The organism is Sphingomonas sp. 77B (assembly GCF_056497825.1).
Genome location: NZ_JBWMBY010000002.1, coordinates 19,536 through 44,935, shown reverse-complemented (window position 1 = coordinate 44,935; position 25,400 = coordinate 19,536). Strand labels below are relative to the sequence as shown.

Sequence of the window (25,400 nt, the reverse complement as noted above, 5' to 3'; positions counted from 1 at the left end):
GAGGTGGTAAGGAAGGCCGCATGAATGCTTCTACCGAAAGCTGCGGGTGCCACGGGGAGCCCGCGCGCGCGCAAACCGATCCGGCCTATCGCCGTGCGCTGCTGACCGTCGTGGTGCTCAACCTCGGCTTCGGAGTCGCCGAGCTGTTCGGCGGGTTCATCGCCGATAGCCAAGCGCTGAAAGCGGATTCCCTCGATTTTCTCGGGGACGGGTCGATCAGCCTTATCGGTCTTCTCGCGCTTGCCTGGTCCGCACGGGCGAGGGCAAAGGTCGCGCTGACGCAGGGGTTGTTTCTCGGTGCGCTTGGCGTGGGCGTAATCGGTTTCGCGATTTGGCGCGCCCTGAACGCAACCGCGCCGGATGCCGAACTGATGGGCACAATCGGCGTTGTCGCGCTCGCGATCAATGTCGTGTCCGCCTTGGTGCTTGCGCGTTTCCGGGAAGGGGACGCCAATGTTCGCGCGATCTGGCTGTTCAGCCGCAACGACGCGCTCGCCAATGTCGCGGTGATCGCCGCGGCCGGTCTGGTGGCGTGGACAGGAAGCGCCTGGCCGGACCTCGCCGTCGCCGGCCTCATCGCCCTCCTGTTCCTCCACTCCGCTTATGAAATCGTCACTGGCGCTCGGCGCGAACTGGGAGAGCGGTAGTGCGTCTGCTCACCTTGATCCGGGCAATGCTCTCGCTGCGGCTGCTCGCCGCGCTCGCTGCGCTGCTGATCCCTGCTGCGGCATTCGCCGAACCCGGCGACGTGCAAACCGCATGGCGGCTGCTCGACTATATGGCCGTCGATTATGGAGGCGCGGTCGCGAACGGTCGGATCAAGAGCGCGTCGGAATACGCCGAAATGAATGAGTTTGCCGCGTCGGTCTCGACACGGCTTCAAGGCCTGCCGGCGAAGCCGGAGCGCCAAGCCCTCATTCAGCGGGCCGCCAACCTCCAAGCGGTAATCGCGGAAAAGGGATCGACTGAACAGGTGGCAACACTGGCGCACGGGCTCGCGGCCGATCTGCTGCGCGCCTACCCGGTGCCGCTCGCGCCCGATAAGGCTCCGAACCTCGTCTCCAGCGATGCACTGTTCCGACAATCCTGCGCGTCCTGCCACGGGATGACGGGCAACGGCCGTGGCCCTGACGCCGCCAAGCTCGCTACGCCCCCGATTGCTTTCACCGATGCCGAGCGCGCGCGCCAGCGCAGCGTGTTCGCGCTCTATCAGGTGGTGACGCAAGGCATCGACGGGACCGCGATGCAGAGCTTCGCCGATCTGCCCAACGATCAGCGCTGGGCGTTAGCATTCCGAGCCGGGAGCTTCGCCTTCACGGATGCGCAGGCGCGCGAAGGCGAGCGGCTTTGGAAATCCGACCCGACCCTTCGCCGGCGCATTCCGGACCTGAAAACCCTGGTCGCGCTCACCCCGGCCGCGCTCGGCGCGGCGATCGGCGACGCCAAGGCTGACGCCGTGCTCGCGTTCCTGCGTCGTCATCCCGAACAGGTGATACAACAGGCTCCCGGCTCGCTCGCGGTCGCCCGCGCCAAACTCGCCGAAAGCGTGGCGGCTGCGCGGCGCGGCGATGCGCGCATGGCGAAAGAGCTGGCGCTGTCGGCCTATCTCGATGGGTTCGAGCCGATCGAGCCAACACTCACCGCGCGCGACGCGACGCTGATGGGTCGAATCGAGGGCGCGATGGGGGAGTTCCGCGCCTCGATCGACCGGGGCGCGTCGCCCGATGATCTCGCGGAGAAGGTCGCAGTACTGGGCGGCCTTTTCGACGATGCGGAAGCGGCGCTCGCGCCTGATGCCGCCACCGAAGCGTCCACGTTCCTGGGCGCGTTCACGATCCTGCTGCGTGAAGGGCTCGAAGCCCTGCTCATCGTTGTCGCCATGATCGCGTTCCTGCGTAAAGCCGAGCGCGGCGAGGCGCTGCGGTACGTGCATGGCGGCTGGGTCAGCGCGATCATCGCGGGCGGGATCACCTGGGCGGTCGCCACCTATGCGATCGGGATCAGCGGTGCGAGCCGGGAGCTGACGGAAGGGTTTGGCTCGCTGTTCGCCGCGGTCGTGCTGCTCTCGGTCGGGATTTGGATGCACGGCAAGGCGCAGGCCGATCAGTGGCAGCGCTATATTCGCGAGAAGATGTCGCGGGCGCTCTCGGGCGGGTCGGGCTGGTTCCTGTTCGGGCTGGCGTTCGTCGTAGTTTATCGCGAGGTCTTCGAGACGATCCTGTTCTATGCCGCGCTTTCGGCGCAAGGTGACAACGGGATGCTTCTCGCGGGGGCCGGGTCGGCGATTGGACTGCTCAGCCTGATCGCTTGGGCCATGCTTCGCTACAGTCGCAAGCTGCCGATCGCGCAGTTCTTCCGCTATAGCTCCTGGCTCATGGCGGTCCTGACCGTCGTGCTGGCGGGTAAAGGCGTCGCCGCGCTCCAGGAAGCCGGCCTTATCAACATCGCACCGCTCGCGGACGTGCCACGGCTGTCGATGCTCGGCGTGTTTCCCACTTGGCAATCGGTGCTGGCGCAACTCCTGATGGCGGTCGCCATTGCGGTCGGGTTCGCCTGGAACGGGCGCGACCGATCCCGCTCGGGTTCCGGCTCAGTGACCCTTGGTTCGAATTAGTGCAATGACATGAAAACCCTTCCGTGATAGAGGCAAGCTAGTGCGAGCCTTTTTGCCTTTCCTGACATGCCTGATGCTGGTCCTGACCAGCTTCTCCGGCATGGCCCATGCCGCCGATCTGGCGGGGGGAAGCATCGCGGGCGTTGAGTTCACGGTCCATACCGCCGGTGACATCGATCAGGTGCCATCGGACTCGGACAAGAATGTCCCGCATCATCACAATTATTGTCACGGACACGACGTCGGCGCGCCTGCGCGCACGACGATGGAATATACCCCCGTCCTCACAGTGCCCAAGCCGACAATCTCCGCCTCTGCGTCGCTCGACGGCCGCACCGGCATGGTCCATTTGAGGCCCCCCCAAGCCTGACGTCCGATTTGGGCGTGCGTTGGCGCGCCCCTGTCGATCATCGTCAGGAGTCCTATTTTCATGAATCGTATCCTCGCGGCCATGCTGGCCGCAGCGTCTTGCGCCACGATGGCGCAGGCGCAGGTCGGACCGTCCGCGCCTGTTGCGCAGGATGCGCCGGTCTACACGCTTGACCAAGCGGTCAGTGCAGCGGGCGGTTCGGCCCCTGCTGCGGAAGCGGCGACAGCTGGAATCGACGCGGCCCGTGCAGGTCGCACAGTCGCCGGCTTGCGGCCCAATCCGGTGGTTCAAGGCCAAGTCGAGAATGTCATCGGCTCCGGGCCGTATCGGGGGGTCCGCAGCGCGGAAACCACGGTCGGCTTTGCGATCCCGATCGAGCTAGGCGGCAAGCGCGGCGCCCGCGTCGCGGTCGCCAATGCGCAATTGTCCCGGGCCGAGATCCAGGCCGCGATCATCGCGGCGGATGTCCGGCTTCAGGTAACGCAGCTCTATGTCGAAGCGGTCGCGGCCGATCGCCGGGTAATGACAGCCCGCGATCAGGCCCGGATCGCCAGCGATGCGCTGCGGGCCGCGAGCGTTCGCGTGCAGGCAGGGCGGGCATCGCCACTCGAGCAACAGCGCGCGGATGTCGCGCGTATCAATGCCGACGCCAATGTGGAGCGGCAGCTTCGCTTGGCCGAGGCGGCCCGCGCCAATCTGGCGCGTCGGATCGGACGGCCGATCGACGGCCTGCTCGATGACACGCTGCTCGATCGCCTTCCCGATGTGAACGTCTATGGGCCGTTGGCACCGGTCAACACGACCGGCACACTCGCGCTGGCGGCAGCCAACGCGGATTTCTCCATTGCCGAAGCCGGCGTGCGGCTCGCGCGCGCCAATCGCGTGCCTGACCTGAACGTCGGGCCGTCGATCCGCCGCCTGGAAGCGACCAACGACATGGCGGCGGTGTTCAGCGTGTCGATCCCGATCCCGGTGTTCAACAATGGTCGCGCCGCGATTGCGCAGGCGACCGCGCAGCGGACCCAGGCGGATGCGCAGCGCCGCGTGACCGCGCTCGACATCGAACAGGCGATCACGGACGCGCAGGCGCAGGCGGCCAATGCCGCAACGACGGCTCGTGCGGCGTCGGGGCCGGCGCTGGCGGCTGCACAGGAGGCCGCCCGCATCGCGCGGATCGGCTATCGCGAGGGCAAGTTCGGCCAGCTCGAATTGCTCGATGCTGAACGCACGCTCGCCGAAACGCGGGTCGCCGCGATCGACGCGCTTGCCAATTACCAGAATGCCCGCGCGCAAGTGGAGCGACTGACCGCTCGTGCGCCCAATGGGGGGAATCAGTGATGAAGAGCTTTTATCTCGCGGGCGCGGCGTCGCTCGCCCTGCTCTTGGCTGCCTGCGGCGGCAAGGATGGCGGAAACGAGGCAACTGCCGAAGGCGCAGCTGCCAATGAGACGGCAGCGGGCACGGAAAAGGGCGGTGCTGAAGGCGGTCATGCCGGTGAAGGCGTCGTCACATTGGGTGCCGACCAGATCGCCACAGCGGGCGTCCAGGTCGGACGGCCGATCATCGGCGGGGCCGGGACGATCGAGCTGCCCGCGATCATCGAGGGCGACCCACAGGGAACGCAGGTCGTCTCGGCCGCAATTGCGGGACGCGTGGTCGCGCTCACCCGTAACCTCGGCCAATCGGTCGGACGCGGCCAGACCATTGCGGTCATCGAAAGCCGCGAGGCGGCGCAGATCAAGGGCGAGGTCGAGGCGGCGCGGGCGCGGCTTCAGCTCGCTAATTCGAACCTCGCGCGCGAACAGCGGCTGTTCGCGCAGAGAGTCTCCCCTGAACAGGATCTGATCGCCGCCCGCACAGCGGCGACGGAGGCGCGGATCGCCCTGACGCAGGCGCAGAGCATGGTTTCGGCGGCGGGTGTCGGCGGCGGCGGGCTCAACCGGCTCGGCATTGCCGCGCCGATCTCGGGCCAGATCATTGCGCGCCCCGTGACGCTGGGACAAACGGTCGCGGCGGATGCCGAACTCTATCGCATCGCCAACCTGAGCCAGGTGTCGATCGCGCTTAATCTCAAGCCCGAGGATGCGGGCCGGGTGCGTCCCGGCAATACGGTGCTGGTGAAGGCGGCAGGCCGTCAGGCGACCGCCCGCGTGACCTTCGTGTCGCCGGCGCTTGATCCGCAGACGCGGCTCGTGCCTGCGCTCGCCACCCTCGACAATCGCGGTGGCGAATGGCGGGTCGGCGAGCCTGTGACGGCAGCCGTGCAGCTCACGGGCAGCGGCGGGAGCGGGGCGGTCCGCGTGCCGACGACGGCGGTCCAGAGTTTCGAGGGCAAGTCGGTCGTGTTCGTGCGCACGCCCACCGGCTTCAAGGCGACCCCGGTCCAGCTCGGCGATGCGTCGGGCGACACGGTGATCGTCCGGTCGGGCCTGACCGGCAACGAACAGATCGCCACCACCGGAAGTTTCACGCTCAAGGCCGAGATCGGCAAGGGCGAAGCGAGCCACGAGGATTAAGCCATGATCGCCCGTATCGTAACCTGGGCGGTCGAGAAGCGCTGGCTAGTCCTGCTCCTCACCGTCATCGTCGCCGCCATCGGCGCCTTTTCCCTCTACCGGCTACCGATCGACGCGGTGCCGGACATCACCAACAATCAGGTCCAGATCAACGTCCGCGCGCCTGCCCTCTCGCCCGAGCTGGTCGAGAAGCAGGTGTCGTTTCCAATCGAAACCGCGCTCGCCGGCACCCCCGGCCTGGAATATACGCGCTCGTTGAGCCGCAACGGCTTCGCGCAGATCACGGCGGTCTTTTCGGACGCGACGGACATCTATTTCGCCCGCCAGCAGGTGGGCGAGCGTCTGCGGGGCGTGCAAGAGAATCTGCCCGACGGCGTGAACCCTGAAATGGGTCCGATCGCGACAGGCCTGGGCGAGGTGTACATGTACACCGTTCGTCTCGATCATCGCGAGGACGACAAGCACAAGCCCGGTGAACCGGGCCAACAGCCCGATGGCAGCTACATCACGCCAGAGGGCGAGCGACTGACGACCGAAGAGGACAAGGCGACCTACCTGCGCACCGCGCAGGACTGGATCGTGACGCCGCTTCTGAAGACCACACCGGGCCTCGCCGGTGTCGACTCGATTGGCGGTTACGCCAAGCAGTTCCTCGTCGTGCCCGACGTGCAGAAGCTGGCCTCGCTCGGCATCACGCTGACGGACCTGGGAAATGCGCTGGAGCGCAATAACACCAGCGTCGGCGGTGGCTTCGTCAATCGCAATGGCGAAGGTCTGGCTGTTCGCTCGGATGCGCTCGTTCGCAATGCCAGCGAGTTGGCCAGGACCGTGATCGCGACACGTAACGGCGTGCCGATCACGGTAGAACAAGTTGCGACTGTGAAGACGGGTCAGGCGATCCGCATGGGTTCGGCATCGGAGAACGGTACCGAAGTCGTCGTCGGCACGGCGATCATGCGGATCGGCGAGAACAGCCGCATCGTGTCGACCGCGGTCGCTGAGAAACTGAAGACGATCAACGCTTCGCTGCCTCCTGACGTCGTAATTCAGCCGGTGCTGAACCGCACCGAGCTGGTCAATTCGACGATCAAGACGGTCGCGAAAAACCTGTCCGAAGGCGCGGTGCTGGTCATCGTCGTGCTCTTCCTGCTGCTCGGCAACTTCCGTGCGGCCCTGATCGCGGCGTTGGTCATCCCGATCACCATGATGCTGACAGGCTTTGGTATGCTGCGCGCTGGGGTCTCGGCCAATCTGATGAGCCTTGGGGCTTTGGACTTCGGTCTGATCGTCGACGGCGCCGTCATCATCGTTGAAAACGCGCTGCGAAGGCTTGCCGAGCAACAGCATCATGAAGGCCGATTGCTGAGCGTCAAGGAAAGGCTCGCGACCGTGGCAGCCGCCGCGCGCGAGATGATCCGGCCCTCGGTCTACGGACAGGCGATCATCATCCTCGTCTACGTGCCGCTACTCACGCTGACCGGCGTGGAGGGCAAGACGTTCGTGCCGATGGCGCTCACCGTCATCATCGCGCTCGGCTTCGCCTTCATCCTGTCGCTCACCTTCGTCCCCGCCATGATCGCGATCTGGCTGTCCAAAAAGGTGGAGGAGAAGGACGGCCGCATCATCACATGGCTGAAGAAGCGCTACGAACCCGGTCTCGACCGGGCGATGAAGCGCCCGACCCTGACGATCGGGGCGGGTGTCGGCAGCCTTGTGGTGGCGGCGCTTGCCTTCACCACGCTCGGCTCGGTGTTCCTGCCGCAGCTCGATGAAGGCGATCTGCTCATCCAGTCGCTCCGCATCCCGGCAACGTCGGTCCAGCAGAGTCAGGCGATGCAGGTGCCGATCGAGAGGATGATGTCGAAGCAACCGGAGGTGGCGTTCGTCTATTCAAAGACGGGCACCGCCGAGCTGGCGGCCGACCCGATGCCGCCGAACGCGACCGACATGTTCGTCATCCTGAAGCCGCGGAAGGACTGGCCGAACCCCGACCTTCCCAAGGAGGAGCTGGTAAGTCGGATCGAGGGTAATCTCGCGAAGTTCCCGGGCAATGCCTATGAGATCACCCAGCCCATCCAGATGCGCTTCAACGAGCTGATCGCCGGCGTTCGCGGCGATATCGCGGTGAAGGTATTCGGCGACGACTTCACACAAATGAACCGGACGGCCGAGCAGGTTGCTGCGGTGCTGCGCAAGACGCAGGGCGCAGCGGACGTGAAGGTCGAGCAAACGACGGGCCTGCCCATGCTCGACATTCGCGTCAATCGCGACGCAATGGCGCGTCTGGGCGTCACTGCCCAAGATGTGCAGGACATCGTCACCGCGACAATCGGCGGGCGCACCTCGGGCCAGATCTTCGAGGGCGATCGGCGCTTTCCGGTCGTGATACGGCTCTCTGAAGCGCAACGGGCGGACATCGGCCTTCTCGAACAGGTGCAGGTGCCGTTGGCGGGGGGTGGCTATGTGCCGCTTTCGAGCGTCGCCGACATCAAGGTGGTCGATGGTCCCAACCAGATCAGCCGCGAGAACGGGAAGCGTCGCGTGGTGGTGCAAGCCAATGTGCGCGGTCGCGACGTCGGCAGTGTCGTTGCGGACGCGCAGGCGGCGATCGGTAGCCAGGTTCGGCTGCCCGCTGGTGCCTATCTCGAATGGGGCGGCCAGTTCGAGAACCTGCAATCGGCAAGCGAACGTCTGAAGCTGGTCATTCCGGCCTGCTTCATCCTGATCCTGTTGCTCCTCTACGGGGCATTGGGATCGGTCCGCGATGCCGCGATCGTCTTCACCGGCGTGCCCTTCGCGCTGGTGGGCGGCGTTCTGCTGCTGTTCCTGCGGGGCATGGACTTCTCGATCTCGGCGGCGGTTGGCTTCATCGCCTTGTCGGGCATCGCGGTCCTCAACGGCCTCGTGATGGTCAGCTCGATCCAGGACCTGATCCGGTCGGGGCTATCGCGCGAAGAGGCGGCCCATGTCGGCGCAATGCAGCGTCTGCGGCCCGTCGTCATGACCGCGCTCGTCGCCAGCCTCGGCTTCGTGCCGATGGCGCTTGGCGAAGGCGCGGGCGCGGAGGTGCAGAAGCCATTGGCGACCGTCGTCATCGGCGGCCTGATCTCGGCAACGCTGCTGACGCTGTTCGTGCTGCCGACGCTCTACGCCCGGTTCGGGCAGAAAGTGATCGAGAAGCCCGAGCACTACAATGAGGAGCATGAAGGGGACGACCACGGTCAGACCTTCGTGAACGACTTGGCCTGAAGGGTGAGCGGGGCGATCCGCGATCGCCCCGCTCATCTCTGGGAGATGGGGATATGCCTCGCACCATAACCAGCTCAATGCTTCACGGCGGGCCACTGCGGATCTGGTCGGCGATCACCGATCCGGATCATCGTCGGGCTTGGAGTCCGCTCGTATTCCTCGACAACCCGTGCCAGCTTGGCGAGACGGAATGTACCTTCGCGATCCAGGGCATCACCCGACCAATTCGGACGCCAGCACGGATTGATCGATTCGATAAGCCGCACGCCTTCGCTTGGTCCTGCGGCATCCCTTATCTGTTCACGCTCGAAGAGCGGTACGAGCTGGCAGGGGACGACGGTGGCACCAGGCTAACACATAGCTGCACGCTGCGCGGGGCGCTGTCTTTGCCGTTCGCGGCGATGATGTTGCGTCGCCTGCGGTCCCTGATGATCGAGGCTGACGATCGCCTCGCAACCTATCTGCGCTGGCGGGTGGGTCAGCCTGCCCGTGGGATCAATCGTCAGCGCGTCCCCTCCCGGTACAGGAGGAAGGCGCGATGACGCCGTTGAAGCGGGTTCTGCCCGCCCTCATCCTCGTTATCGGGCTGGCGGCTTGCACGGAAAGCAAGCCGCCAGCCCCGCCAACGGAGCAGCAAATCCATTCGTCCGACAGCGCCGTGGCGACCGGGGAAATGGGGCGCCATCCCTATCGCTGTTCCGACGGGGAACCGCTGTTCGTCGACTACAAGGACAACGGCCTGCAGATCGATTTGCGGCGCTCCAGCAGCGCCGTGCCCATGACGCTGACCGCGCCAGCGCAGGGCCTCCAATATGTCGGCGAGACAGCCACCGCGACCTTCAAGGGGTCGCAGCTCACCATCGTGGAAGGCGAAGGCCGCACGCGGACCTGCGAACGGGAGGGCACCCGATGAACCGTCCTGTCTTCCGACACGTCGCACTGCAACGGGAGAGAAACGATGTCTGACACGTCGATCTCGAATGTGATGGCCATTCGCGCCGAAGTGATCGCGCGAAGCCGCGCCTTGCGCGAGGCGCAGCCGACGGCACCGCCCGGCGTGACGCCGACCGCTCCAGCCTCAACCTTTGCCGACACCCTCAATGCCGTGGTGGCGAAGGTCAACGAGACCCAGGAGCAGGAGGATGTCGTCACCGAAGCATATGAACGGGGCGAAACCACCGACATTGCGACCGTCGCGCTCATCCAGAGCCGTGCATCCATTACGTTCGAGGCGACGCTGCAAGTCCGGAACAAGCTGCTGTCTGCATATCGAGACATCATGAACATGCCGATCGGATGACGATCGCGGAGATAACTAAGGCGGTATTGGTATGATTGTCGGCACAAGGCCACGATTTACGCAGATTATTGTCGAGGTTTGGAAGCCCCTCACGATCCTGTTCGTGTGGGACGTGGCGGTGACGGCATTCCACATGATGACCCCGATCAAGGAACCGCCTTTGCCGACGGCGCTGTTCGGCACTGCCATCGCGCTCTTCATGGGGTTTCGGACCAACGCCGCTTATGCACGCTGGTGGGAAGCGCGAACTCTTTGGGGCGCGCTCATCAATTCCTCGCGCAGTCTGGCCCGGATCACGCGCAGCCTGACCAAGGGGGAACCCGAGGGCAGTGAGATACGGCACCACATCATCCTGAGGCAGATCGCCTTTGCGCACTCGATGCGCTGCCAGCTTCGCCGACAGTCGCCCTATGAAGAAATTGCCCGGGTCGCCGGAACGGAGGTCGCCGATATGGCGGTCACTCGCCTGAACCCTGCCAATGCGCTCTTGGAGGACATATCGGGCATTTACGCTGACGCGCTCGCGGAAGGTCGGATCACCGAGATCCAGCAGGCAACTGTGGAGCGCGTCCTGATCGACATCGCCAATGCGCAGGGCGGCATGGAGCGGATCAAGAACACGCCGCTGCCCAATGGCTTTCGGTTCTTCCCGAACCTCTTCACGCGTGTGTTCTGCGTGCTGCTCCCGATCGCGCTGGTCGAATCCCTGGGCCTTGCCACGCCGATCGGATCGACGCTGATCGGACTCGTCTTCCTCGCGGTGCTGAGCATCGGCGAGGATCTGACCGATCCGTTCGCCAATAGCGTCCACGATGTCCCGCTCACGGCCATGTGCCGCACGATCGAGATCGACCTTCTCCAAACCGCGGGACTTCCGGCCCCCGAGCCGCTGACACCTGATCACGGGGTGCTGTGGTGATGGGCATGCGCGCCTTGCTGCATCTGCCCGGGCTCACGATCGCGCGCGTTGGCGCCGTTCTCGTCACCGGCGTGATTGTAGGGGCGTGCAACCCGGCTCCGAGCGAACCTGTCGAACCGGCTCATGACAAGCGTGTGACGCCAAGGCTGATCGCGCAGCGCATCATGTATTGCGACGACGGCACCCGCGCCGATGTCGACTTCATCGACGACGGCCTGAAGATGGCCGTCACCTGGCTGCCGAAGGGCAGGACCGAGATCCTGCGCGCCCAGCGAACCGGTGATGAATTTCGCGGCAACCAGTCACGGGCGGTCGTGGCGGGCGGGGCGATCGCCTTCATGCGGCGCGGGAAAATCCACGTCTGTCACCGAACCCCGGAGGGATCATAGGATATGCAGGCACTGCTTTACACGCTTGCGCCTGTGCTGGCGGTCGTAATCGGCGCGATCATCGCGAGCCGCACAAAGTTAAATCCTGGCCTCGTGGCGGGGCTACAGCATCTTGCTGCCGGCGTCGTGTTCGCGGCGGCAGCGACTGAAATCCTGCCGCAGGTCAAGCATGAGGCTTCGCCCAGCGCGACGTTGATCGGCGGGGCGGCGGGCGTCGTAACGATGCTGGGTCTCAAGGCTTTCGAGGCCCGCTTCAAGGGGCCGATGGCGCTGCTCGCCGCGATCGGCATCGACATCCTGGTCGATGGCCTGGTGCTCGGCCTTGCGTTCGTCGCGGGCGAGAAGGCGGGATTTCTGCTGACGATCGCGCTGACACTCGAAGTGCTCTTCCTGGGTCTGACACTGACCAACGAGCTGGCGGAAACCTATCGCTCGCGCCTGCGCATCATCGTGATCGTCTCGGCCTTGGCGCTGCTGCTGCCGATCGGCGCGCTCGCTGCCGTTCCTGTCGCCACGCTCTCGCCGGTAATGGTCGCTGGCTTCCTGAGCTTTGGGCTGATGGCGCTGCTCTACCTCGTCACGGAAGAGCTGCTGGTTGAGGCGCACGAGAAGCCTGACACCCCGCTCATCAGCTCGATGTTCTTCGTAGGGTTCCTCGCCCTCCTGACGCTCGAGGAGATCATGGGATGAATGCGAGCAACGACAACGCGGGCACGCAGGAGCGTCGCACGCTCTGGATCGTGCTGCTGCTGAACGCAGCAATCGCAGCGGGCTTTTTCGTATCCGGCGCGTTCGCCGATTCAAGTGCGCTCATCGCCAACGGCGTCGACAATCTGTCCGACACCGCCGTTTACGCTCTCAGCCTCGTCGCGCTGACCCACGGTAAGACGTGGAAGACGCGCGCCGCGATCGCATCGGGGGTAATGCTGCTGATCTTTGCGGGCGGCATCCTGATCGATGTCGGGCGACGCTATGTGCAGGGGAGCGAGCCGATCGGACCGACCATGATGGTCATGTCGGCGATCGCCGGCGTCGTAAACTACCTCTGCCTGCGGCTGCTCCAGCGGCTCAAGGATCCGGACGTTAACCTACGGGCCGCCACCACCTTCAGCTTCAATGACTTCATTTCCAATGGCGGCATCCTGATCGCGGGCGTGCTGGTGCTGTGGCTGGGCACCAACTGGCCGGACCTTCTGGTCGGCTTCGCTACCGCCATCATCGCCATCAAGGGCGGTGTCGAAATCCTGCGCGACGCGCGCGCCGAAACCAAGAAAAGCGAAAGGAGGTCGTCATGAACGACAAGCTCGAACTCGATATTCCAGTATTGTTGCCGGACCTTCCTGACGCGGCCGACGCTTGCCTGGACCGTCTCGTATCAACCCTGTCAAAGCGCGAAGGCGTCGAGCGGGCGCATGTGATCTGCCTCGACGGCGACACGCCGGCGGCCCTGTGCATCCATTTCGACGCTGCCAAGCTGCCGCTGCCGCGCTTGCGCGAGATGGTGCGCGCCGCGGGCGCCGAAATCACCGAACGCTACGGCCATGCGATCTGGCAGGTGACGGGGATCAGCCACGAGCGTCGGGCGCGCACCGTCAGTGACGCGCTATGCGCGCTGCCGGGCGTGGTGCAGGCGAGTGCCAGTACCAGTGGGTCTGTCCGGGTTGAATATGACCGCCGCGAGACCACCGAAGAGGAGGTGCGTTCGGCGCTTCGCAAGTTGAAGGTCCGGGTGGGCAAGCGGGTCGCCGCCGACGACCATGCCGGCCATGACCATGGTCCCGGTGGGCACGGGGCGGGCGAGGAGAAACACGGTCCTGGCGACGGTCACGACCATAGCCATGCCGATTTTCTTGGTCCCAACACCGAGTTGATCTTTGCGCTCGCTTGCGGCGCGCTGCTGGGAATTGGCTACGCGATCGAGAAGCTGGCCACCGGTGCACCGGACTGGCTGCCGACCGCCTGCTACATCGCAGCCTATTTCTTCGGCGGGTTCTTCACGCTGCGCGAGGCAATCGACAATCTTCGGCTGAAGAAGTTCGAGATCGACACGCTGATGTTGGTTGCTGCCGCCGGCGCCGCTGCGCTGGGCGCATGGGCCGAAGGCGCGCTGCTGCTGTTCCTGTTCAGCCTTGGCCATGCGCTTGAGCATTACGCGATGGGACGCGCCAAGAAGGCGATCGAGGCGCTGGCGAAGCTCGCGCCCGAAACCGCGACCGTGCGACGTGACGGGCAGACCAGCGAAATCCCGGTCGAGGAGATGGTTGTCGGGGATATTGCTATCGTCCGACCAAACGAACGCCTTCCCGCCGATGGTTTCGTCATCACGGGCACGAGCGCGATCAACCAAGCCCCGGTGACCGGCGAGAGCATCCCGGTCGACAAGGTGCCGGTCGCGGACGCGGCAGCCGCCCGCGCCAAGCCCGATGCGGTCGAGGCGGAGAGCCGCGTCTTTGCCGGCACGATCAATGGCGGCGGCGCGATCGAGATCGAGGTGACGCGCCGATCCAACGAGTCCGCGCTCGCCAAGGTGGTGAAGATGGTGAGCGAGGCGGAGACGCAGAAGTCGCCGACGCAGCGCTTCACCGATCGGTTCGAGCGCATCTTCGTGCCCGCCGTCCTGATCCTGTCGGTGCTGCTGCTGTTCGCCTGGGTGGTCATCGACGAGCCGTTCCGCGACAGCTTCTATCGCGCGATGGCGGTACTGGTCGCAGCGAGCCCTTGCGCGCTCGCGATCGCGACGCCGAGCGCGGTCCTGTCCGGCGTCGCGCGCGCGGCACGTGGCGGTGTGCTGGTGAAGGGCGGTGCGCCGCTCGAAAACCTCGGCTCGTTGAAGGCGATCGCCTTCGACAAGACCGGCACGCTGACCGAAGGGCGCCCGCGCATCACCGATGTCGTGCCCGTCGACGGCACCGACGAAGGCGAGCTGCTGTCGCTGGCCGTCGCTGTCGAGGCGCTGAGCGATCACCCGCTGGCCCAAGCGATCGTCAACGACGGCCGCGAACGCCTGAATGGGCGCCCGTTGCCCACCGCTGGCGACCTCAAGAGCCTGACCGGTCGTGGCGTCACCGCGAGCGTGGATGGCGAGACGGTGTGGATCGGCAAGGCCGAGATGTTTGGGGGCGAGGGCATACCGGCGCTGGGGCAGGGGGCGCAGGACGCGATCGCGAAGCTGCGCGAGAACGGCCGCACGACGATGGTCGTCCGCAAGGGAGACCGCGACCTAGGCGCGATCGGCCTGATGGACACGCCCCGCGAAGCGGCCAAGACCGCGCTGCGCCGGCTGCACGAGATGGGTGTGTCGCGGATGATAATGATCTCCGGCGATCACCAGAAGGTCGCCGAAGCGATCGCCAACGATGTCGGAATCGATGAGGCGTGGGGCGACCTCATGCCCGAAGACAAGGTGGCCGCAATCAAGAAGCTTGCCGGCGAGGACAAGGTCGCGATGGTCGGCGACGGCGTGAACGACGCGCCCGCGATGGCGAGCGCCACGGTCGGCATCGCAATGGGCGCGGCGGGGTCGGACGTAGCGCTCGAGACGGCCGACGTAGCGCTGATGGCCGACGACCTGGCGCACTTGCCGTTCGCGGTCGGCCTGAGCCGTCATACGCGCGGCATCATCCGTCAGAACGTGTTCGTCAGCCTGGGCGTCGTCGCCTTCCTCGTGCCTGCCACCATCCTCGGCCTCGGCATCGGGCCAGCGGTGGCGGTCCATGAGGGATCGACACTGCTCGTCGTCATCAACGCGCTCCGGCTGCTCGCCTACCGCGACCCGGCGGGGAACGCGGCATGAAGTGGCTGGTCGCTTTCGACCTCGACGGCACGCTCGCGGAGAGCAAACGCCCGTTATCGGAGGATATGGCCGCGATCATCGCCCGGTTGCTCGCCGTTACCGATGTGGCGGTGATCTCGGGCGGGGACTGGCCACAATTCGAAAAGCAGGTCGCGTCGCGCTTGCCTGCGGACGCAGCGCTCGACCGCCTCTGGTTGATGCCGACCACCGGCACCAAGCTCTATCGCTTCATCGATGGGGCTTGGTGCGTGGTCTATGCCGAGCTGTTCGACGATGCGGAGAAGGCGAAGATCCGCGCGGCCTTCGACCGGGCGCTGGCCGATGCCGGCCTCGCCGATGAACGCATATGGGGCGAGCGGATCGAGGATCGCGGCAGCCAGATTACCTTTTCGGGGCTGGGGCAGGCGGCGCCGCTGAAGGAAAAGGAGGGATGGGACCGGGATCGGAAAAAACGCACTGCATTGCAGGCGACCTTGCGCGCAGTGCTGCCGGGCCTCTCGATCAATCTTGGCGGTACGACATCGATCGACGTGACGAGGGCAGGGGTCGACAAAGGCTACGGCCTGAAGCGCCTGAGCGCCGAAAGCGGCGTGCCGCTCGACGGCATGTTGTTCATCGGCGATGCGATCTTCCCCGGTGGAAATGACTATCCCGCCGTCGAGATCGGCCTCGACACGGTCAGGGTGCGCGACGTTGCGGAAACCGCCGCCGTCGTGGCCGCCATCATCGCATGTCTGCACCGGTAGGTTCGCAGATGTTCACGATCCTCGCCTTAATCACGAGCGCCTTCAAGGCGCTCGGCCCAACATTCGTTTTTAACCTCCGATTTGGAGCGATCGCGTAGAACAGGCAGGCCGGCATGTTTCAAAGCTCATGGTGGGAGATAACCACCCATATCATCAGTCTCGCCGTCGCCTACGCGCTTGCCCTTCCGGTTGGCTGGGATCGCGAGAAGGACGCCCGTAGCGCAGGCATCCGCACATTCCCGTTGGTTGCCATCGCCAGTTGCGGCTTCGTGCTGGTAGGCATCGCGATCCTCGGCCGCACGTCCCCGGCGCAGGCCAGGTTGCTCGAAGGTCTGATTTCAGGCGTCGGTTTCATTGGGGGCGGCGCGATCCTGAAGAAGGGTAGCAAAGCCTCGGGTACGGCAACAGCGGCCAGCCTGTGGGCGACTGGCGCGCTCGGGGCGGCCGTCGGCTACGGCCTATACGATATCGCCTTCATCCTGAGCTGCACCACCTTCCTGACCCTGCGCTGTTCTCGTCCGCTCAAGCGCGCTACCAATGGCGACGCCTGTACTCCGGCAAGTCCATGACGACCTCTCAGGCGAGCCGATGGACACATCCAGTGCAAGCCCTCACCCGACGTTGGGCGCCGGCGCGGACTATCCCGGCGCGGGGCCGCCAACACCGCTTGCTGCGCTGGGCGACGCTGTTGGAGCGCAATCCTCACCAGATCATCGGCCTGCTGCCTCCCTCTTGGGCAGGCGGTGACGCGCGCGGCCCGATGATCGATCGGCCGAGCGCGATCGATGTCGCATGGGACGATGTGGTGCTGCGTGTGATGGGGCTGGCGGGTCGATCGCGCCGTGAAGCCAAAGCATTCTTCGGGCTGTCGGACGCGGAATTGGATCGAATTGTCGCTGGGTCGTGGCGGTGTCCGATCCGCCCCGCTTGGCAGGTCGCCGCGCGGATCAGGAACGTCGAGTGCCCGCGACTGGAAAACGCGATCGTAGGATCGGTCCTCGCCCTCATCCTCGTGTTCTGCGCCATCTTCTATTGGATCATCTGACGAGGCTGTCTTGTGTTCGACATCATAACATCGATCCTATCGGCACTCGGCGGCTTTGGCGTCTTCCTGCTGATGCTGGCCGAGAACGTCTTTCCGCCGATTCCATCGGAAGTGATCCTGCCCCTTGCGGGCTACACGGCCGCGCAGGGGCGCGGCTCGCTGTGGGTGGTCGTTATCGCTGGCACCCTCGGATCGGCCGCAGGAGCGATCCTATGGTACTATGTCGGGCGCTGGATCGGCATCGATCGGTTGAAGCGCTTTGCTTCTCGCCACGGTCGATGGCTGACGTTGACGGCGGACGAGATCGATCATGTCGATCGCTGGTTCGACCGCTATGGCCGTTGGGCGGTTCTGTTCGGACGAATGGTCCCGGGAGTCCGGACGTTGATTTCGGTGCCAGCAGGGGTCAGCGGAATGCCCCTCGGTCCGTTCCTGCTTTCCACGCTTGCCGGCTCGGCAATATGGACCGTGATCCTCGTGCTAGCCGGCTACGAGCTGGGCGAACGCTATAATCAGGTGGCGAGCGTCATCGAACCGGTCAGCAACGCCGTGCTCTTGCTGGCCGTCATTTGGTATCTCTGGCGGGTCGCGACCTTCGGGCGATCCGGGGATCGCCATTGATGAATGTCAATGGCTCGTCTCCCGTTTTTCCCGCCGGACTTTGGCTTACGGCAGCTTCGATGCTGGTCTTCGTCACGCGCTACGCCAGTGCCCTTGGCCTGGTCCCGCGAGGAACCACGTTCATTCTCATCAAGTGGATCGGGAGGCTTTACCGCATCGGGTTTCGCGCATGGCGTCGCAACGGGGGGAAGTGGCGCTGGGCCGCATCATCAAGATCCACCGCCACAAGGTAAGCGAAGCATCCTATGTACTATCTTGCAGTCAAGGCCATCGTCTCGGGCATACTAATCGCGGCAGCGTCGGAAGTGGCGAAGCGCTATCCCGGGTTCGGAGCGCTGATTGCGTCGCTACCGGTCGTCTCGGTCCTTGGCATGATATGGCTGTGGCACGACCGGCCTGATGCGATGAACATGGCGGCCCATGCGCAGGCGACCTTCTGGTTCGTACTCCCCTCGCTGCCGCTATTCCTACTGATACCAGTCCTTTTGCGTCACGGAATTGGCTTTTGGCCAGCCTTGGCCGCCGGATGCTGCCTGACCGTCCTGCTCTATATCGCGATGGTTCTCGCACTCCGGCGCTTTGGCATCGCTTTGTGATTTCCATGAACAACGAGCGGGTGAACAGAATGACAAACCTCAAGGAACGCGCGCTCATTGCCGCTGTCGCGACCATCGCTCTGACTGGATGCGGACTGATTAAACCACGGGATGCTGGCTATTTCCGTTTCCACGCGGAAGAGGCGAGGCTGGTTGTCACCCGCTGCGAGCGGGGCCAGGAAACCGGCAGCGACTGCGAGGCCGCGGCCCAGGCCGTGGCCGAGCTCGATGCGGCTGCGCGCCGGCAACCTCCGGCCAGAGCCGGACGCCAGCGCGGACATGATGCTACACTGGAGAAGGAACGTGATGATCGGAATTAACGGCACGCTCGCGCTGATGGTCGCAACGGCCGCTGGACTGACGCCACCTGCTGCGAGCGCACAGCACGCTCAACACGGTACGAGCGTGACCCGGGGAGCTGATGCGGGAAAGCGGGCCGACACGCCCGCAACCAGAGCCTACCGGGCCGCGAACGCCAAGATGCATGGCGCTATGGACGTGGCCTTCACTGGTGATGCCGACGCCGACTTCATGCGCGCGATGATCCCCCATCATGAAGGCGCGATCGCGATGGCCGAGATAGAATTGAGGTACGGGCGCGATCCCGCTGTTCGCCGGCTTGCAGCCGAAGTAGTGGCGACGCAGCGGCGCGAGATCGCCGAGATGCGGGCGTGGCTTGCCCGGCGCGAAACCCGCAAGTAGCGGCCCGAAGCCTTACCGCCGTCAATGATGGCGGCGGTAATGCCTCGGACGGGAATGACGATCATAGTGCCGATCGCGCACGTAGTGGCGAGACTGGTATCGCGGAGAGTCGGCATAATAGCCGCCACCATAATAGGGCTGCGCATAGCCATAGCCGTGATTTGACACGACCACACGTCCATGTCCGCCGTAGCTACCATGACCTGTGGAATGACGGCCACCATGGTGCTGCGCCATCGCAGTACCAGGGACCAACGAAGCCAGCAGCCCCGCTGCAATCCAAAATGTCTTACGCATGTCTACTCTCCTACCATCGGACGATAGGATCGAACGACGGCGTATTTGATATTAGGGCTTCTACTTGAACCGACACTGAACTTGATGCCGGTCAACGATACCAGAACGTGCGCATGTAGACTCAAATCTGGGCCTTTGTGGTGCCGACAGTCGAACCTTGTGCCTTTGAGCCTCTCAATCGCATGGACAACGCTGTGATGGCTGGCAGGACAAGAAGGGTCAGGATTGTCGATGTTATAAGCCCCCCGATGACGACCGTTGCGAGTGGGCGTTGCACTTCTGCTCCTGTGCCGGTCGCAAGCGCCATCGGCACGAAGCCAAGAGACGCGACCAGCGCGGTCATCAGCACCGGACGGACGCGCTCCATTGCGCCGCCCACGATCGCATCGTCGTCGGCCGCACCGTCTTCGCGATACTTTCCGATCGCACTCATCATCACGAGGCCGTTGAGGACGGCAACGCCCGATAGGGCTATGAACCCGACCGCTGCGGTGATCGAGAAGGGGATACCGCGCAGCAGCAGCGCAAACACGCCCCCTGCGAGCGCCATCGGCACCGCCGAGAACACGATCGCCGCCGACACGAAGCTGCCGAGCGCCATGTAGAGCAGGGCATAGATCGCGATAAAGCAGATCGGCACGACGATCAGCAGGCGCAACCGAGCCGATTGCAGGCTCTCGAAGGTGCCGCCCCACTCAGTATACATGCCGGCGGGAAGCTGCATCTGGCCGATCCTCGCCTGTGCTTCGTCGACGAACCCGCCAAGATCGCGCCCGCGGACGTTGATCTGCACGACCACCATCCGCTTGCCATTCTCGCGACTAACCTGGTTCAACCCCTGCGTGTAGTTGAACCGGGCGACCTGGCTGAGCGGGATCGAGCGCGCCACCTGACCCTCGGCAGTGGGCAGCATCACCGGGATCGACCCCAGTGTCTCAAGGTCATCCCGTTGCGCATCGGGGAGGCGGACCACGACGTCGAACCGCCGGTCTCCCTCGAACAACAACCCGGCCTCGCGCCCGCCAAGCGCAGCCGAGACCGTGTTCGCCACCTCCTCAACCGACAGGCCATAACGGCCCGCCGCTTGCCGATCGATCTGCACGTCGAAGGTCGGCGCGCCGGACGTCTGTTCGGCACTCACGTCACCAGCGCCCGGGATGGTGCGCATGACGGAAGCGATGCGCCGCGCCTGTTCGCTCATCGCGTCGAGGTCATCGCCGTAGAGTTTGATCGCGACGTCGGCGCGAACGCCGGCGATCAGCTCGTTGAAGCGCATCTGGATCGGTTGCTGAATCTCTGTTCGGTTGCCGATCAGCGGTTTCATCCGCTCCTCGATGCGGCGAAGGATGTCCTCCTTGCTCTTAACCTCCGCCGGCCACTCGTCCTCTGGCTTTGGAATCACATAGGTATCCGACGCATTGGGCGGCATCGGATCGGTGCCGAGATCGGCGTTGCCGTTCTTAGAGAAGACCAGCGCCACCTCCGGCAGCGTCTTCAATGCATTCTCGATCTGAAGCTGCATCTGTGTCGACTGATCGATCGACGCCGATGGCACGCGGAAGTTGGTGACGGTTATGTCCTTCTCGTCGAGCTGCGGCATGAACTCCTCGCCGAGCAAGCCAAAGCTCAGCACTGCCGCGACGAACACGCCGACACCGCCCAGAATGAAGGGCATCGGCCGAGCTACGCCCCTGCCCAGCACGGGGGCGTAGCGTTCCTTGAACCAGCGGATCGGCTTCACTTCCGTCTCGCTGACCCGGCCCTTGACGACGATCGCGATCATCGCGGGAACGAAGGTCAGCGACAGGACGAAAGCGGAGGCGAGCGCCACCATCAACGTGATCGCCATCGGCGCGAACGTCTTGCCCTCAACGCCCTGGAAGGTGAGCAGCGGCACGAAGACGAGGAAGATGATGAGCTGACCATAAACGGTCGGCCGCACCATCTCCTTGGCCGCGAGTGTCGTTTCCTCCATCCGCTCGTCGCGGGTGAGAAGCCGGCCTTCATGCTCCTGGCGCTCGGCGAGGCGGCGAAGCGCATTCTCGACGATGATGACGGCGCCGTCGACGATCAGCCCGAAGTCGAGCGCTCCAAGGCTCATCAGGTTGCCCGATACGCCCAGCCCGTTCATGCCGGCGGCCGTCATCAGCATAGTGATCGGGATGACCGCAGCGGTGATGAGCGCGGCGCGGATGTTGCCGAGCAGCAGGAACAGCACGACGATGACGAGCAGCGCGCCTTCTGTGAGGTTCTTTTCGACCGTCGCGATCGTCGCGTTGACCAGCTTGGACCGGTTGTAGACCGGCTCGGCGAACACGTCGGGCGGCAGCGCCTTGTTGATCTGCGTCAGCTTCTCGGCGGCATCGGTCGCGACGATGCGGCTGTTGTCGCCCACCAGCATCAGCACGGTCGAGATGACCGCTTCCGATCCCATGCGACTGCCGGATCCGGTGCGGACCGCACCGCCGATCACGACCTGGCCCACGTCCTTGACGCGGATGGGAACGCCGTTCCGGGTTGCCACGACGGCTTCCTGAATGTCATCGATCGATTTGAGGCGAGCATCGGCGCGGACAAGGAAGCTCTCGCCGGCACGGCGGACGTAATTGGAGCCGGCAGAGAGATTGGCCCGCTCCATCGCGTCCGCCAACTCCGTCACCGACAGCCCATAGCTAACGAGCGCGTTCAGGTTTGGCTCGATCAGATATTGCTTCACATAGCCGCCGTTGGAATCAACCCCGGCGACGCCGCGCACGGCGCGCATCTGTGGGCGGATGATCCAATCCTGCACCGTGCGGAGATATGCCGCCTTCGCCAGCTCGGTGGTCAGGCGTTCGCCCTCGGGCGTGAGATAGCTGCCGTCCGACTGCCAGCCCGGCTTCCCATCGACCGTCTTCAAGCCCTTGCCGTCGGGGTGACGGAAGGCGACCGAATAGAAGAAAATCTCGCCGAGCCCGGTGCTGAGCGGTGCTAGGATCGGCTGCGCGTTGGAAGGCAGGCTGTCGCGCGATTGTGCGAGCCGTTCCGTCACCTGCTGGCGCGCGAAGTAAATGTCGGTGCGGTCGGTGAAGACCGCCGTTACCTGGCTGAAGCCGTTGCGCGAGATGGAGCGGGTCATCTCAAGCCCTGGGATTCCGGCCAGCGCCGTTTCCACCGGGAACGTCACCTGCTTTTCGATGTCGACCGGCCCAAGCGTCGGGGCGAATGTGCTGATCTGGACCTGTCGGTTGGTGACGTCGGGCACAGCGTCAATCGGCAGCTTGGTGATCTGCCATAAACCAAAGCCAATGACGACGAGGGTCAGGACGGCGACAAGCCATCGCATCCGGACCGAAAGGGAGAGGATGCGGCCGATCATTCCGCCGACTCCTTCTCGATCTCCGCTTTGAGGAGAAAAGCGTTGGTGGTGGCGATCTGCGTGCCGGCGGCGAGGCCGCCGGTGATCGCCACCATCCCGCCTGATCGGCTGCCGACCTGAACCGGCTGTGCGCGGAAGCCTTGGCCGGTGCGGACGAACACTACGGTATCGCTGCCAAGCGTCTGCACCGCGTCTTGCGGCACCATCACGCCACTCTTGGCGGCCCCGCCGCTGGCGAGGATACGAGCCTGCACAAGCTGGCCCGGGGCGAGTGTGCTGCCGCCAGAGGTCGGCGTGATGACGACGGTCGCGGTCCGCGATTGCGGATCGACGACGCCGGTCGACGAACGTACGCGGCCCTCGATCTTGCGGCCATCGGTGGTGGTCAACTCCACCCTGTCACCTTCTCGGACCCGGCCTGCATCGGCGGGGGGAACGCTAGCCGTGATCTGAAGCCGGCGCGGGTCGGCGACGCGGAACAGCTCGGTTTCAGCCGCGACGAACTGGCCGAGATTGGCACCAGCATTGGTGACGCGCCCCGAGACGGGGCTGACGACCGCAACCGATCGGCCGTCACCTGATACGCGGGCAGCGCCTGCGGCGGCGCTAGCGCGCCGGGCATCGGCCTGGGCGACCGCCAGATTGGCTTGTGCGGCTTCATAGTCAGCGCGGGGGGTGACGCCCTGGGCAAGCAAACCGCGTTCGCGTTCGAGCTGGCGAGCGGCGAGAGTGACGCGCGCGGACGCGGCCGAGCGATCGGCTGCGATCTGCGAAGCATCGCGGCTCTCGACCAGAGCGAGCGTCTGGCCGGCTCGCACAAGATCGCCGATGCGGACCATGATACGGCTGACCGTGCCCGGTGCGCGCGCGGTCAGCACCGCCTCGGCGTCGGGCGTCGCCTCGACCGTAGCGGAGGCAAGGATCGCGGCGTCCAGCTCGCCGGAGGCCGCCGGGGCTACAGTGATCTGCGATGCCGAAAGTGCCTGCTGCGTCATCGCGACCGTGTTCGACGGCTTGGCTGGCGCTGCGGCCTCCGTAGGAGCAGGGGCAGGGGCGGGCGATTGGGTGAGGCGCGCAGCGCCGAATCCAAGCGCGGCGGCAGCGACCAGGCCAATGGCGGCGCCGGTGTAGAGGCGAGTTTTATCGGTCATTGCACCGCTTCTCCGGTGATGGTGAGGCCCTGCAGACGGGCGAGATTGGCGCGGGCGTCGAGGCGCGCTGCGGCGGCATCGAGGATGAGGCCGCGGGCGACTCCGAGATTTTGACGTGCGGCGAGCAGTTCGATCAGCGGGCTTTTACCTGCCTCGTAAGCGATGCGGGCGAGGCGGTAGCCTTCTTCGGCGGTTGTCAAAGTCCGCTGCGCGGCAGCGGCACGAGCGTCGGCTGCCTCGACCAGCGCTAGACCGGCGCGTGTCCCGGCCTCGGCTTCGAGCCGGGCCGCGGCGGCGCGCGCTTCTGCTCCTTGCAGCTCAGCGCGTGCCGCCGCGATGTTGCCCTGGTTGCGATCGAAGAAGGGGAGCGGGACCGATATGCCGGCGACTAGGGCAGGGCCGCTCGCGACGCGGAGTTGACGCACTCCAAGCTGCGCAGTGACGTTCGGAATGGCGAGGCGCTGTTGCACCGTCACCGCCCGCGCAGCGGCGTCTTGTTCGGCTTCCGCGACCCGCACCGTCGTCGCCTGCATCGCGTCAATGGGACCGAAAGCCGGCTTGGCATCGAGCCGATCGAGGAGTGACTCCGAAAGACCGGTGAAGGGGGTGGTCATACCGGCGAGCGCCGAAAGACGTGCCAGCGCGACCGTCTTGAAAGCGCGCGCGTTTTCGAGGTCGGCCTGAAGCGTGTTCAGTTCGGTTTCGGCCTGCACTTGCCGGAGACGGGCTTCCTTGCCGGCGCCGACCAAAGCGCGGGCAACCCTCAAGACATCGGTCGCCTGTTTAACCTCTTCTTCGGCGATGGTGATGCGACGATCGGCGATTTCGGCACCAGCATAAGCGCGCGCCAGCTCAGTCGCAAAGACGAGACGGCCGTCACGATCGCGCGCCTTTGCCGCAACGATCCCGGCTTCACCGGCGGCGATCCGAGCGGATCGCTTGCCGCCCAGTTCGACAGGCTGATCGACCTGGAAAGTCGTCTGTTGTTGATTGCGCGCATTGCGATCGTGGTCGCCCACGAAATTCTCTGCATAGACATTGATCGAGGGGTTCGGTCGGGCGCGCGCTTGTAATGCCAAGCCGCGTGCTCGGGCGACGTCTGCTTCTAGCGCCAGGACGCGCGGCACATCACGCGTCTGATTTAGAAGCTGTGCAAAGGGGGGTGCGGTCTGCGACCACGCCGCACCTACGGGCGATAGCGCCGCAAAGGCGCCGGTCAGCGCAACGGTGCGCGACCGGCGAAAACTGCCGTTCATAGTGCATGATCCTCTAGGGTAGTCAGTCGACGCGCGCGGCGTCGGCGAGACTCAACCGCGAGGCGGACGCAGAAGCTTAGATGGGTCGATCCCGCTGGGGAGCGATGGAGTTAATATCGACCACACGCGAGCGGCGACGATGGCCGCAACCGGCGCAGCCCTCGCGCCATCGAAAGCAACCCAGTGGCCTGCGGCGTGGGCAAGAAGGTGAGCTGGCCCGTCGCCGTCGGCCTGCTTTGCCGGAGCCTGATCGTCATGATCGATCATAACCGCATGGTCGTGATCGTCATCAGAATGGGTATCGACCATGGCGACTTGAACCGGGCCGTGATCGTGAACCATGGCGCTATGCCATCCCGATACTGCGACAAGCCCGAGGACAGCGGCCAGCGCCAACACGACTCCTAGGATCGCAACAGAGGAACGCTGCACCGCCATCATTTGCAGCGTAAGCCGACGCAAAAAACGGGGCAAGGAA

General features: G+C 64.9%; 26 protein-coding genes. 22 read left to right on the top strand and 4 right to left on the bottom strand.

Annotated elements, in window-relative coordinates:
• Positions 1 to 20 precede the first annotated feature (20 nt).
• The 21 genes from AC1GI4_RS17400 to copM all read left to right on the top strand — a co-directional run bounded on the left by AC1GI4_RS17400 (position 21) and on the right by copM (position 18,860).
• Positions 21 to 647: a cation efflux transmembrane domain-containing protein gene (locus AC1GI4_RS17400; protein WP_004212870.1), complete on the top strand. Its 627-nt coding sequence runs from the start codon at positions 21 to 23 to the stop codon at positions 645 to 647.
• The gene (locus AC1GI4_RS17395; protein WP_018251218.1) at positions 647 to 2,614 is read left to right on the top strand and encodes a cytochrome c/FTR1 family iron permease; all 1,968 of its coding nucleotides are present in this window, start codon (positions 647 to 649) and stop codon (positions 2,612 to 2,614) included. The genes AC1GI4_RS17400 and AC1GI4_RS17395 overlap by 1 nt, the downstream gene beginning before the upstream one ends.
• A 73-nt stretch (positions 2,615 to 2,687) precedes the next feature.
• Positions 2,688 to 2,984, top strand: a complete 297-nt coding sequence (locus tag AC1GI4_RS17390) for a hypothetical protein (protein WP_007406840.1) — start codon at positions 2,688 to 2,690, stop codon at positions 2,982 to 2,984.
• 60 nt (positions 2,985 to 3,044) lie between these two features.
• Positions 3,045 to 4,322, top strand: coding sequence for a TolC family protein (locus AC1GI4_RS17385; RefSeq protein ID WP_013039111.1), 1,278 nt, complete (start codon positions 3,045 to 3,047; stop codon positions 4,320 to 4,322).
• Positions 4,322 to 5,500 (top strand): efflux RND transporter periplasmic adaptor subunit, encoded by a 1,179-nt coding sequence (locus tag AC1GI4_RS17380; protein ID WP_004212877.1) that lies wholly within the window; start codon positions 4,322 to 4,324, stop codon positions 5,498 to 5,500. Before AC1GI4_RS17385 ends, AC1GI4_RS17380 begins: the two co-directional genes overlap by 1 nt.
• 3 nt (positions 5,501 to 5,503) lie before the next feature.
• Entirely contained in the window at positions 5,504 to 8,749 is a 3,246-nt protein-coding gene (locus AC1GI4_RS17375) for an efflux RND transporter permease subunit (protein ID WP_007406862.1), read from the top strand.
• Between the two features lie 53 nt (positions 8,750 to 8,802).
• Complete coding sequence (locus AC1GI4_RS17370) at positions 8,803 to 9,291, top strand: SRPBCC family protein (protein WP_043060768.1); 489 nt, start codon at positions 8,803 to 8,805, stop codon at positions 9,289 to 9,291.
• A complete protein-coding gene (locus AC1GI4_RS17365; protein ID WP_007406844.1) occupies positions 9,288 to 9,662 on the top strand; it encodes a hypothetical protein in 375 nt (124 codons plus the stop codon). Before AC1GI4_RS17370 ends, AC1GI4_RS17365 begins: the two co-directional genes overlap by 4 nt.
• Before the next feature lie 45 nt (positions 9,663 to 9,707).
• Positions 9,708 to 10,049, top strand: a complete 342-nt coding sequence (fliE, locus tag AC1GI4_RS17360) for a flagellar hook-basal body complex protein FliE (protein WP_007406845.1) — start codon at positions 9,708 to 9,710, stop codon at positions 10,047 to 10,049.
• A gap of 31 nt (positions 10,050 to 10,080) precedes the next feature.
• Entirely contained in the window at positions 10,081 to 10,968 is an 888-nt protein-coding gene (locus AC1GI4_RS17355) for a bestrophin family protein (protein WP_007406841.1), read from the top strand.
• 5 nt (positions 10,969 to 10,973) lie between these two features.
• Complete coding sequence (locus tag AC1GI4_RS17350) at positions 10,974 to 11,357, top strand: hypothetical protein (RefSeq protein ID WP_007406861.1); 384 nt, start codon at positions 10,974 to 10,976, stop codon at positions 11,355 to 11,357.
• A gap of 3 nt (positions 11,358 to 11,360) precedes the next feature.
• A complete protein-coding gene (locus AC1GI4_RS17345; protein WP_007406853.1) occupies positions 11,361 to 12,047 on the top strand; it encodes a ZIP family metal transporter in 687 nt (228 codons plus the stop codon).
• The gene (locus AC1GI4_RS17340; RefSeq protein ID WP_007406859.1) at positions 12,044 to 12,652 is read left to right on the top strand and encodes a cation efflux transmembrane domain-containing protein; all 609 of its coding nucleotides are present in this window, start codon (positions 12,044 to 12,046) and stop codon (positions 12,650 to 12,652) included. Before AC1GI4_RS17345 ends, AC1GI4_RS17340 begins: the two co-directional genes overlap by 4 nt.
• A complete protein-coding gene (locus AC1GI4_RS17335) occupies positions 12,649 to 15,150 on the top strand; it encodes a heavy metal translocating P-type ATPase (protein ID WP_007406838.1) in 2,502 nt (833 codons plus the stop codon). The genes AC1GI4_RS17340 and AC1GI4_RS17335 overlap by 4 nt, the downstream gene beginning before the upstream one ends.
• Positions 15,147 to 15,896, top strand: a complete 750-nt coding sequence (locus tag AC1GI4_RS17330; protein WP_007406852.1) for an HAD-IIB family hydrolase — start codon at positions 15,147 to 15,149, stop codon at positions 15,894 to 15,896. The genes AC1GI4_RS17335 and AC1GI4_RS17330 overlap by 4 nt, the downstream gene beginning before the upstream one ends.
• Before the next feature lie 113 nt (positions 15,897 to 16,009).
• Positions 16,010 to 16,465: an MgtC/SapB family protein gene (locus tag AC1GI4_RS17325; RefSeq protein WP_170172186.1), complete on the top strand. Its 456-nt coding sequence runs from the start codon at positions 16,010 to 16,012 to the stop codon at positions 16,463 to 16,465.
• Between the two features lie 98 nt (positions 16,466 to 16,563).
• Positions 16,564 to 16,941: a hypothetical protein gene (locus AC1GI4_RS17320; protein ID WP_007406863.1), complete on the top strand. Its 378-nt coding sequence runs from the start codon at positions 16,564 to 16,566 to the stop codon at positions 16,939 to 16,941.
• Between the two features lie 12 nt (positions 16,942 to 16,953).
• The gene (locus tag AC1GI4_RS17315; protein WP_007406854.1) at positions 16,954 to 17,562 is read left to right on the top strand and encodes a DedA family protein; all 609 of its coding nucleotides are present in this window, start codon (positions 16,954 to 16,956) and stop codon (positions 17,560 to 17,562) included.
• Positions 17,563 to 17,807: 245 nt separating this feature from the next.
• Entirely contained in the window at positions 17,808 to 18,158 is a 351-nt protein-coding gene (locus AC1GI4_RS17310) for a DUF3147 family protein (RefSeq protein WP_018251229.1), read from the top strand.
• A 5-nt stretch (positions 18,159 to 18,163) separates the two neighbouring features.
• Positions 18,164 to 18,478 (top strand): hypothetical protein, encoded by a 315-nt coding sequence (locus tag AC1GI4_RS17305; RefSeq protein ID WP_206379108.1) that lies wholly within the window; start codon positions 18,164 to 18,166, stop codon positions 18,476 to 18,478.
• A complete protein-coding gene (gene copM / locus AC1GI4_RS17300) occupies positions 18,465 to 18,860 on the top strand; it encodes a CopM family metallochaperone (protein WP_050794225.1) in 396 nt (131 codons plus the stop codon). Before AC1GI4_RS17305 ends, copM begins: the two co-directional genes overlap by 14 nt.
• A 21-nt stretch (positions 18,861 to 18,881) precedes the next feature.
• Here copM and AC1GI4_RS17295 read toward each other — a convergent pair whose 3' ends face one another.
• The 4 genes from AC1GI4_RS17295 to AC1GI4_RS17280 all read right to left on the bottom strand — a co-directional run bounded on the left by AC1GI4_RS17295 (position 18,882) and on the right by AC1GI4_RS17280 (position 24,922).
• Complete coding sequence (locus AC1GI4_RS17295; protein ID WP_143058621.1) at positions 18,882 to 19,157, bottom strand: hypothetical protein; 276 nt, start codon at positions 19,155 to 19,157, stop codon at positions 18,882 to 18,884.
• 121 nt (positions 19,158 to 19,278) lie between these two features.
• On the bottom strand, positions 19,279 to 22,515 hold the full coding sequence (locus tag AC1GI4_RS17290) for an efflux RND transporter permease subunit (protein ID WP_018251231.1): 3,237 nt from the start codon (positions 22,513 to 22,515) through the stop codon (positions 19,279 to 19,281).
• Positions 22,512 to 23,666, bottom strand: coding sequence for an efflux RND transporter periplasmic adaptor subunit (locus AC1GI4_RS17285; protein WP_007406857.1), 1,155 nt, complete (start codon positions 23,664 to 23,666; stop codon positions 22,512 to 22,514). Before AC1GI4_RS17285 ends, AC1GI4_RS17290 begins: the two co-directional genes overlap by 4 nt.
• Entirely contained in the window at positions 23,663 to 24,922 is a 1,260-nt protein-coding gene (locus tag AC1GI4_RS17280) for a TolC family protein (protein WP_007406848.1), read from the bottom strand. Before AC1GI4_RS17280 ends, AC1GI4_RS17285 begins: the two co-directional genes overlap by 4 nt.
• 207 nt (positions 24,923 to 25,129) lie before the next feature.
• Here AC1GI4_RS17280 and AC1GI4_RS17275 point away from each other — a divergent pair, with 207 nt between their 5' ends.
• Complete coding sequence (locus AC1GI4_RS17275; RefSeq protein ID WP_232252448.1) at positions 25,130 to 25,330, top strand: hypothetical protein; 201 nt, start codon at positions 25,130 to 25,132, stop codon at positions 25,328 to 25,330.
• The last annotated feature ends 70 nt before the right edge of the window (positions 25,331 to 25,400 follow it).

Coding starts and splice junctions, on each gene's coding strand:
- AC1GI4_RS17295 (WP_143058621.1), bottom strand. CDS start 19,157: ATGCGTAAGACATTTTGGATTGCAGCGGGGCTGCTGGCTTCGTTGGTC.
- AC1GI4_RS17290 (WP_018251231.1), bottom strand. CDS start 22,515: ATGATCGGCCGCATCCTCTCCCTTTCGGTCCGGATGCGATGGCTTGTC.
- AC1GI4_RS17400 (WP_004212870.1), top strand. CDS start 21: ATGAATGCTTCTACCGAAAGCTGCGGGTGCCACGGGGAGCCCGCGCGC.
- AC1GI4_RS17355 (WP_007406841.1), top strand. CDS start 10,081: ATGATTGTCGGCACAAGGCCACGATTTACGCAGATTATTGTCGAGGTT.
- AC1GI4_RS17305 (WP_206379108.1), top strand. CDS start 18,164: ATGAACAACGAGCGGGTGAACAGAATGACAAACCTCAAGGAACGCGCG.
- AC1GI4_RS17375 (WP_007406862.1), top strand. CDS start 5,504: ATGATCGCCCGTATCGTAACCTGGGCGGTCGAGAAGCGCTGGCTAGTC.
- AC1GI4_RS17325 (WP_170172186.1), top strand. CDS start 16,010: ATGTTTCAAAGCTCATGGTGGGAGATAACCACCCATATCATCAGTCTC.
- AC1GI4_RS17390 (WP_007406840.1), top strand. CDS start 2,688: ATGCTGGTCCTGACCAGCTTCTCCGGCATGGCCCATGCCGCCGATCTG.
- copM (WP_050794225.1), top strand. CDS start 18,465: ATGATCGGAATTAACGGCACGCTCGCGCTGATGGTCGCAACGGCCGCT.
- AC1GI4_RS17310 (WP_018251229.1), top strand. CDS start 17,808: ATGTACTATCTTGCAGTCAAGGCCATCGTCTCGGGCATACTAATCGCG.
- AC1GI4_RS17380 (WP_004212877.1), top strand. CDS start 4,322: ATGAAGAGCTTTTATCTCGCGGGCGCGGCGTCGCTCGCCCTGCTCTTG.
- AC1GI4_RS17280 (WP_007406848.1), bottom strand. CDS start 24,922: ATGAACGGCAGTTTTCGCCGGTCGCGCACCGTTGCGCTGACCGGCGCC.
- AC1GI4_RS17285 (WP_007406857.1), bottom strand. CDS start 23,666: ATGACCGATAAAACTCGCCTCTACACCGGCGCCGCCATTGGCCTGGTC.
- AC1GI4_RS17385 (WP_013039111.1), top strand. CDS start 3,045: ATGAATCGTATCCTCGCGGCCATGCTGGCCGCAGCGTCTTGCGCCACG.
- AC1GI4_RS17365 (WP_007406844.1), top strand. CDS start 9,288: ATGACGCCGTTGAAGCGGGTTCTGCCCGCCCTCATCCTCGTTATCGGG.
- AC1GI4_RS17330 (WP_007406852.1), top strand. CDS start 15,147: ATGAAGTGGCTGGTCGCTTTCGACCTCGACGGCACGCTCGCGGAGAGC.
- AC1GI4_RS17350 (WP_007406861.1), top strand. CDS start 10,974: ATGCGCGCCTTGCTGCATCTGCCCGGGCTCACGATCGCGCGCGTTGGC.
- AC1GI4_RS17370 (WP_043060768.1), top strand. CDS start 8,803: ATGCCTCGCACCATAACCAGCTCAATGCTTCACGGCGGGCCACTGCGG.
- AC1GI4_RS17335 (WP_007406838.1), top strand. CDS start 12,649: ATGAACGACAAGCTCGAACTCGATATTCCAGTATTGTTGCCGGACCTT.
- AC1GI4_RS17340 (WP_007406859.1), top strand. CDS start 12,044: ATGAATGCGAGCAACGACAACGCGGGCACGCAGGAGCGTCGCACGCTC.
- AC1GI4_RS17345 (WP_007406853.1), top strand. CDS start 11,361: ATGCAGGCACTGCTTTACACGCTTGCGCCTGTGCTGGCGGTCGTAATC.
- fliE (WP_007406845.1), top strand. CDS start 9,708: ATGTCTGACACGTCGATCTCGAATGTGATGGCCATTCGCGCCGAAGTG.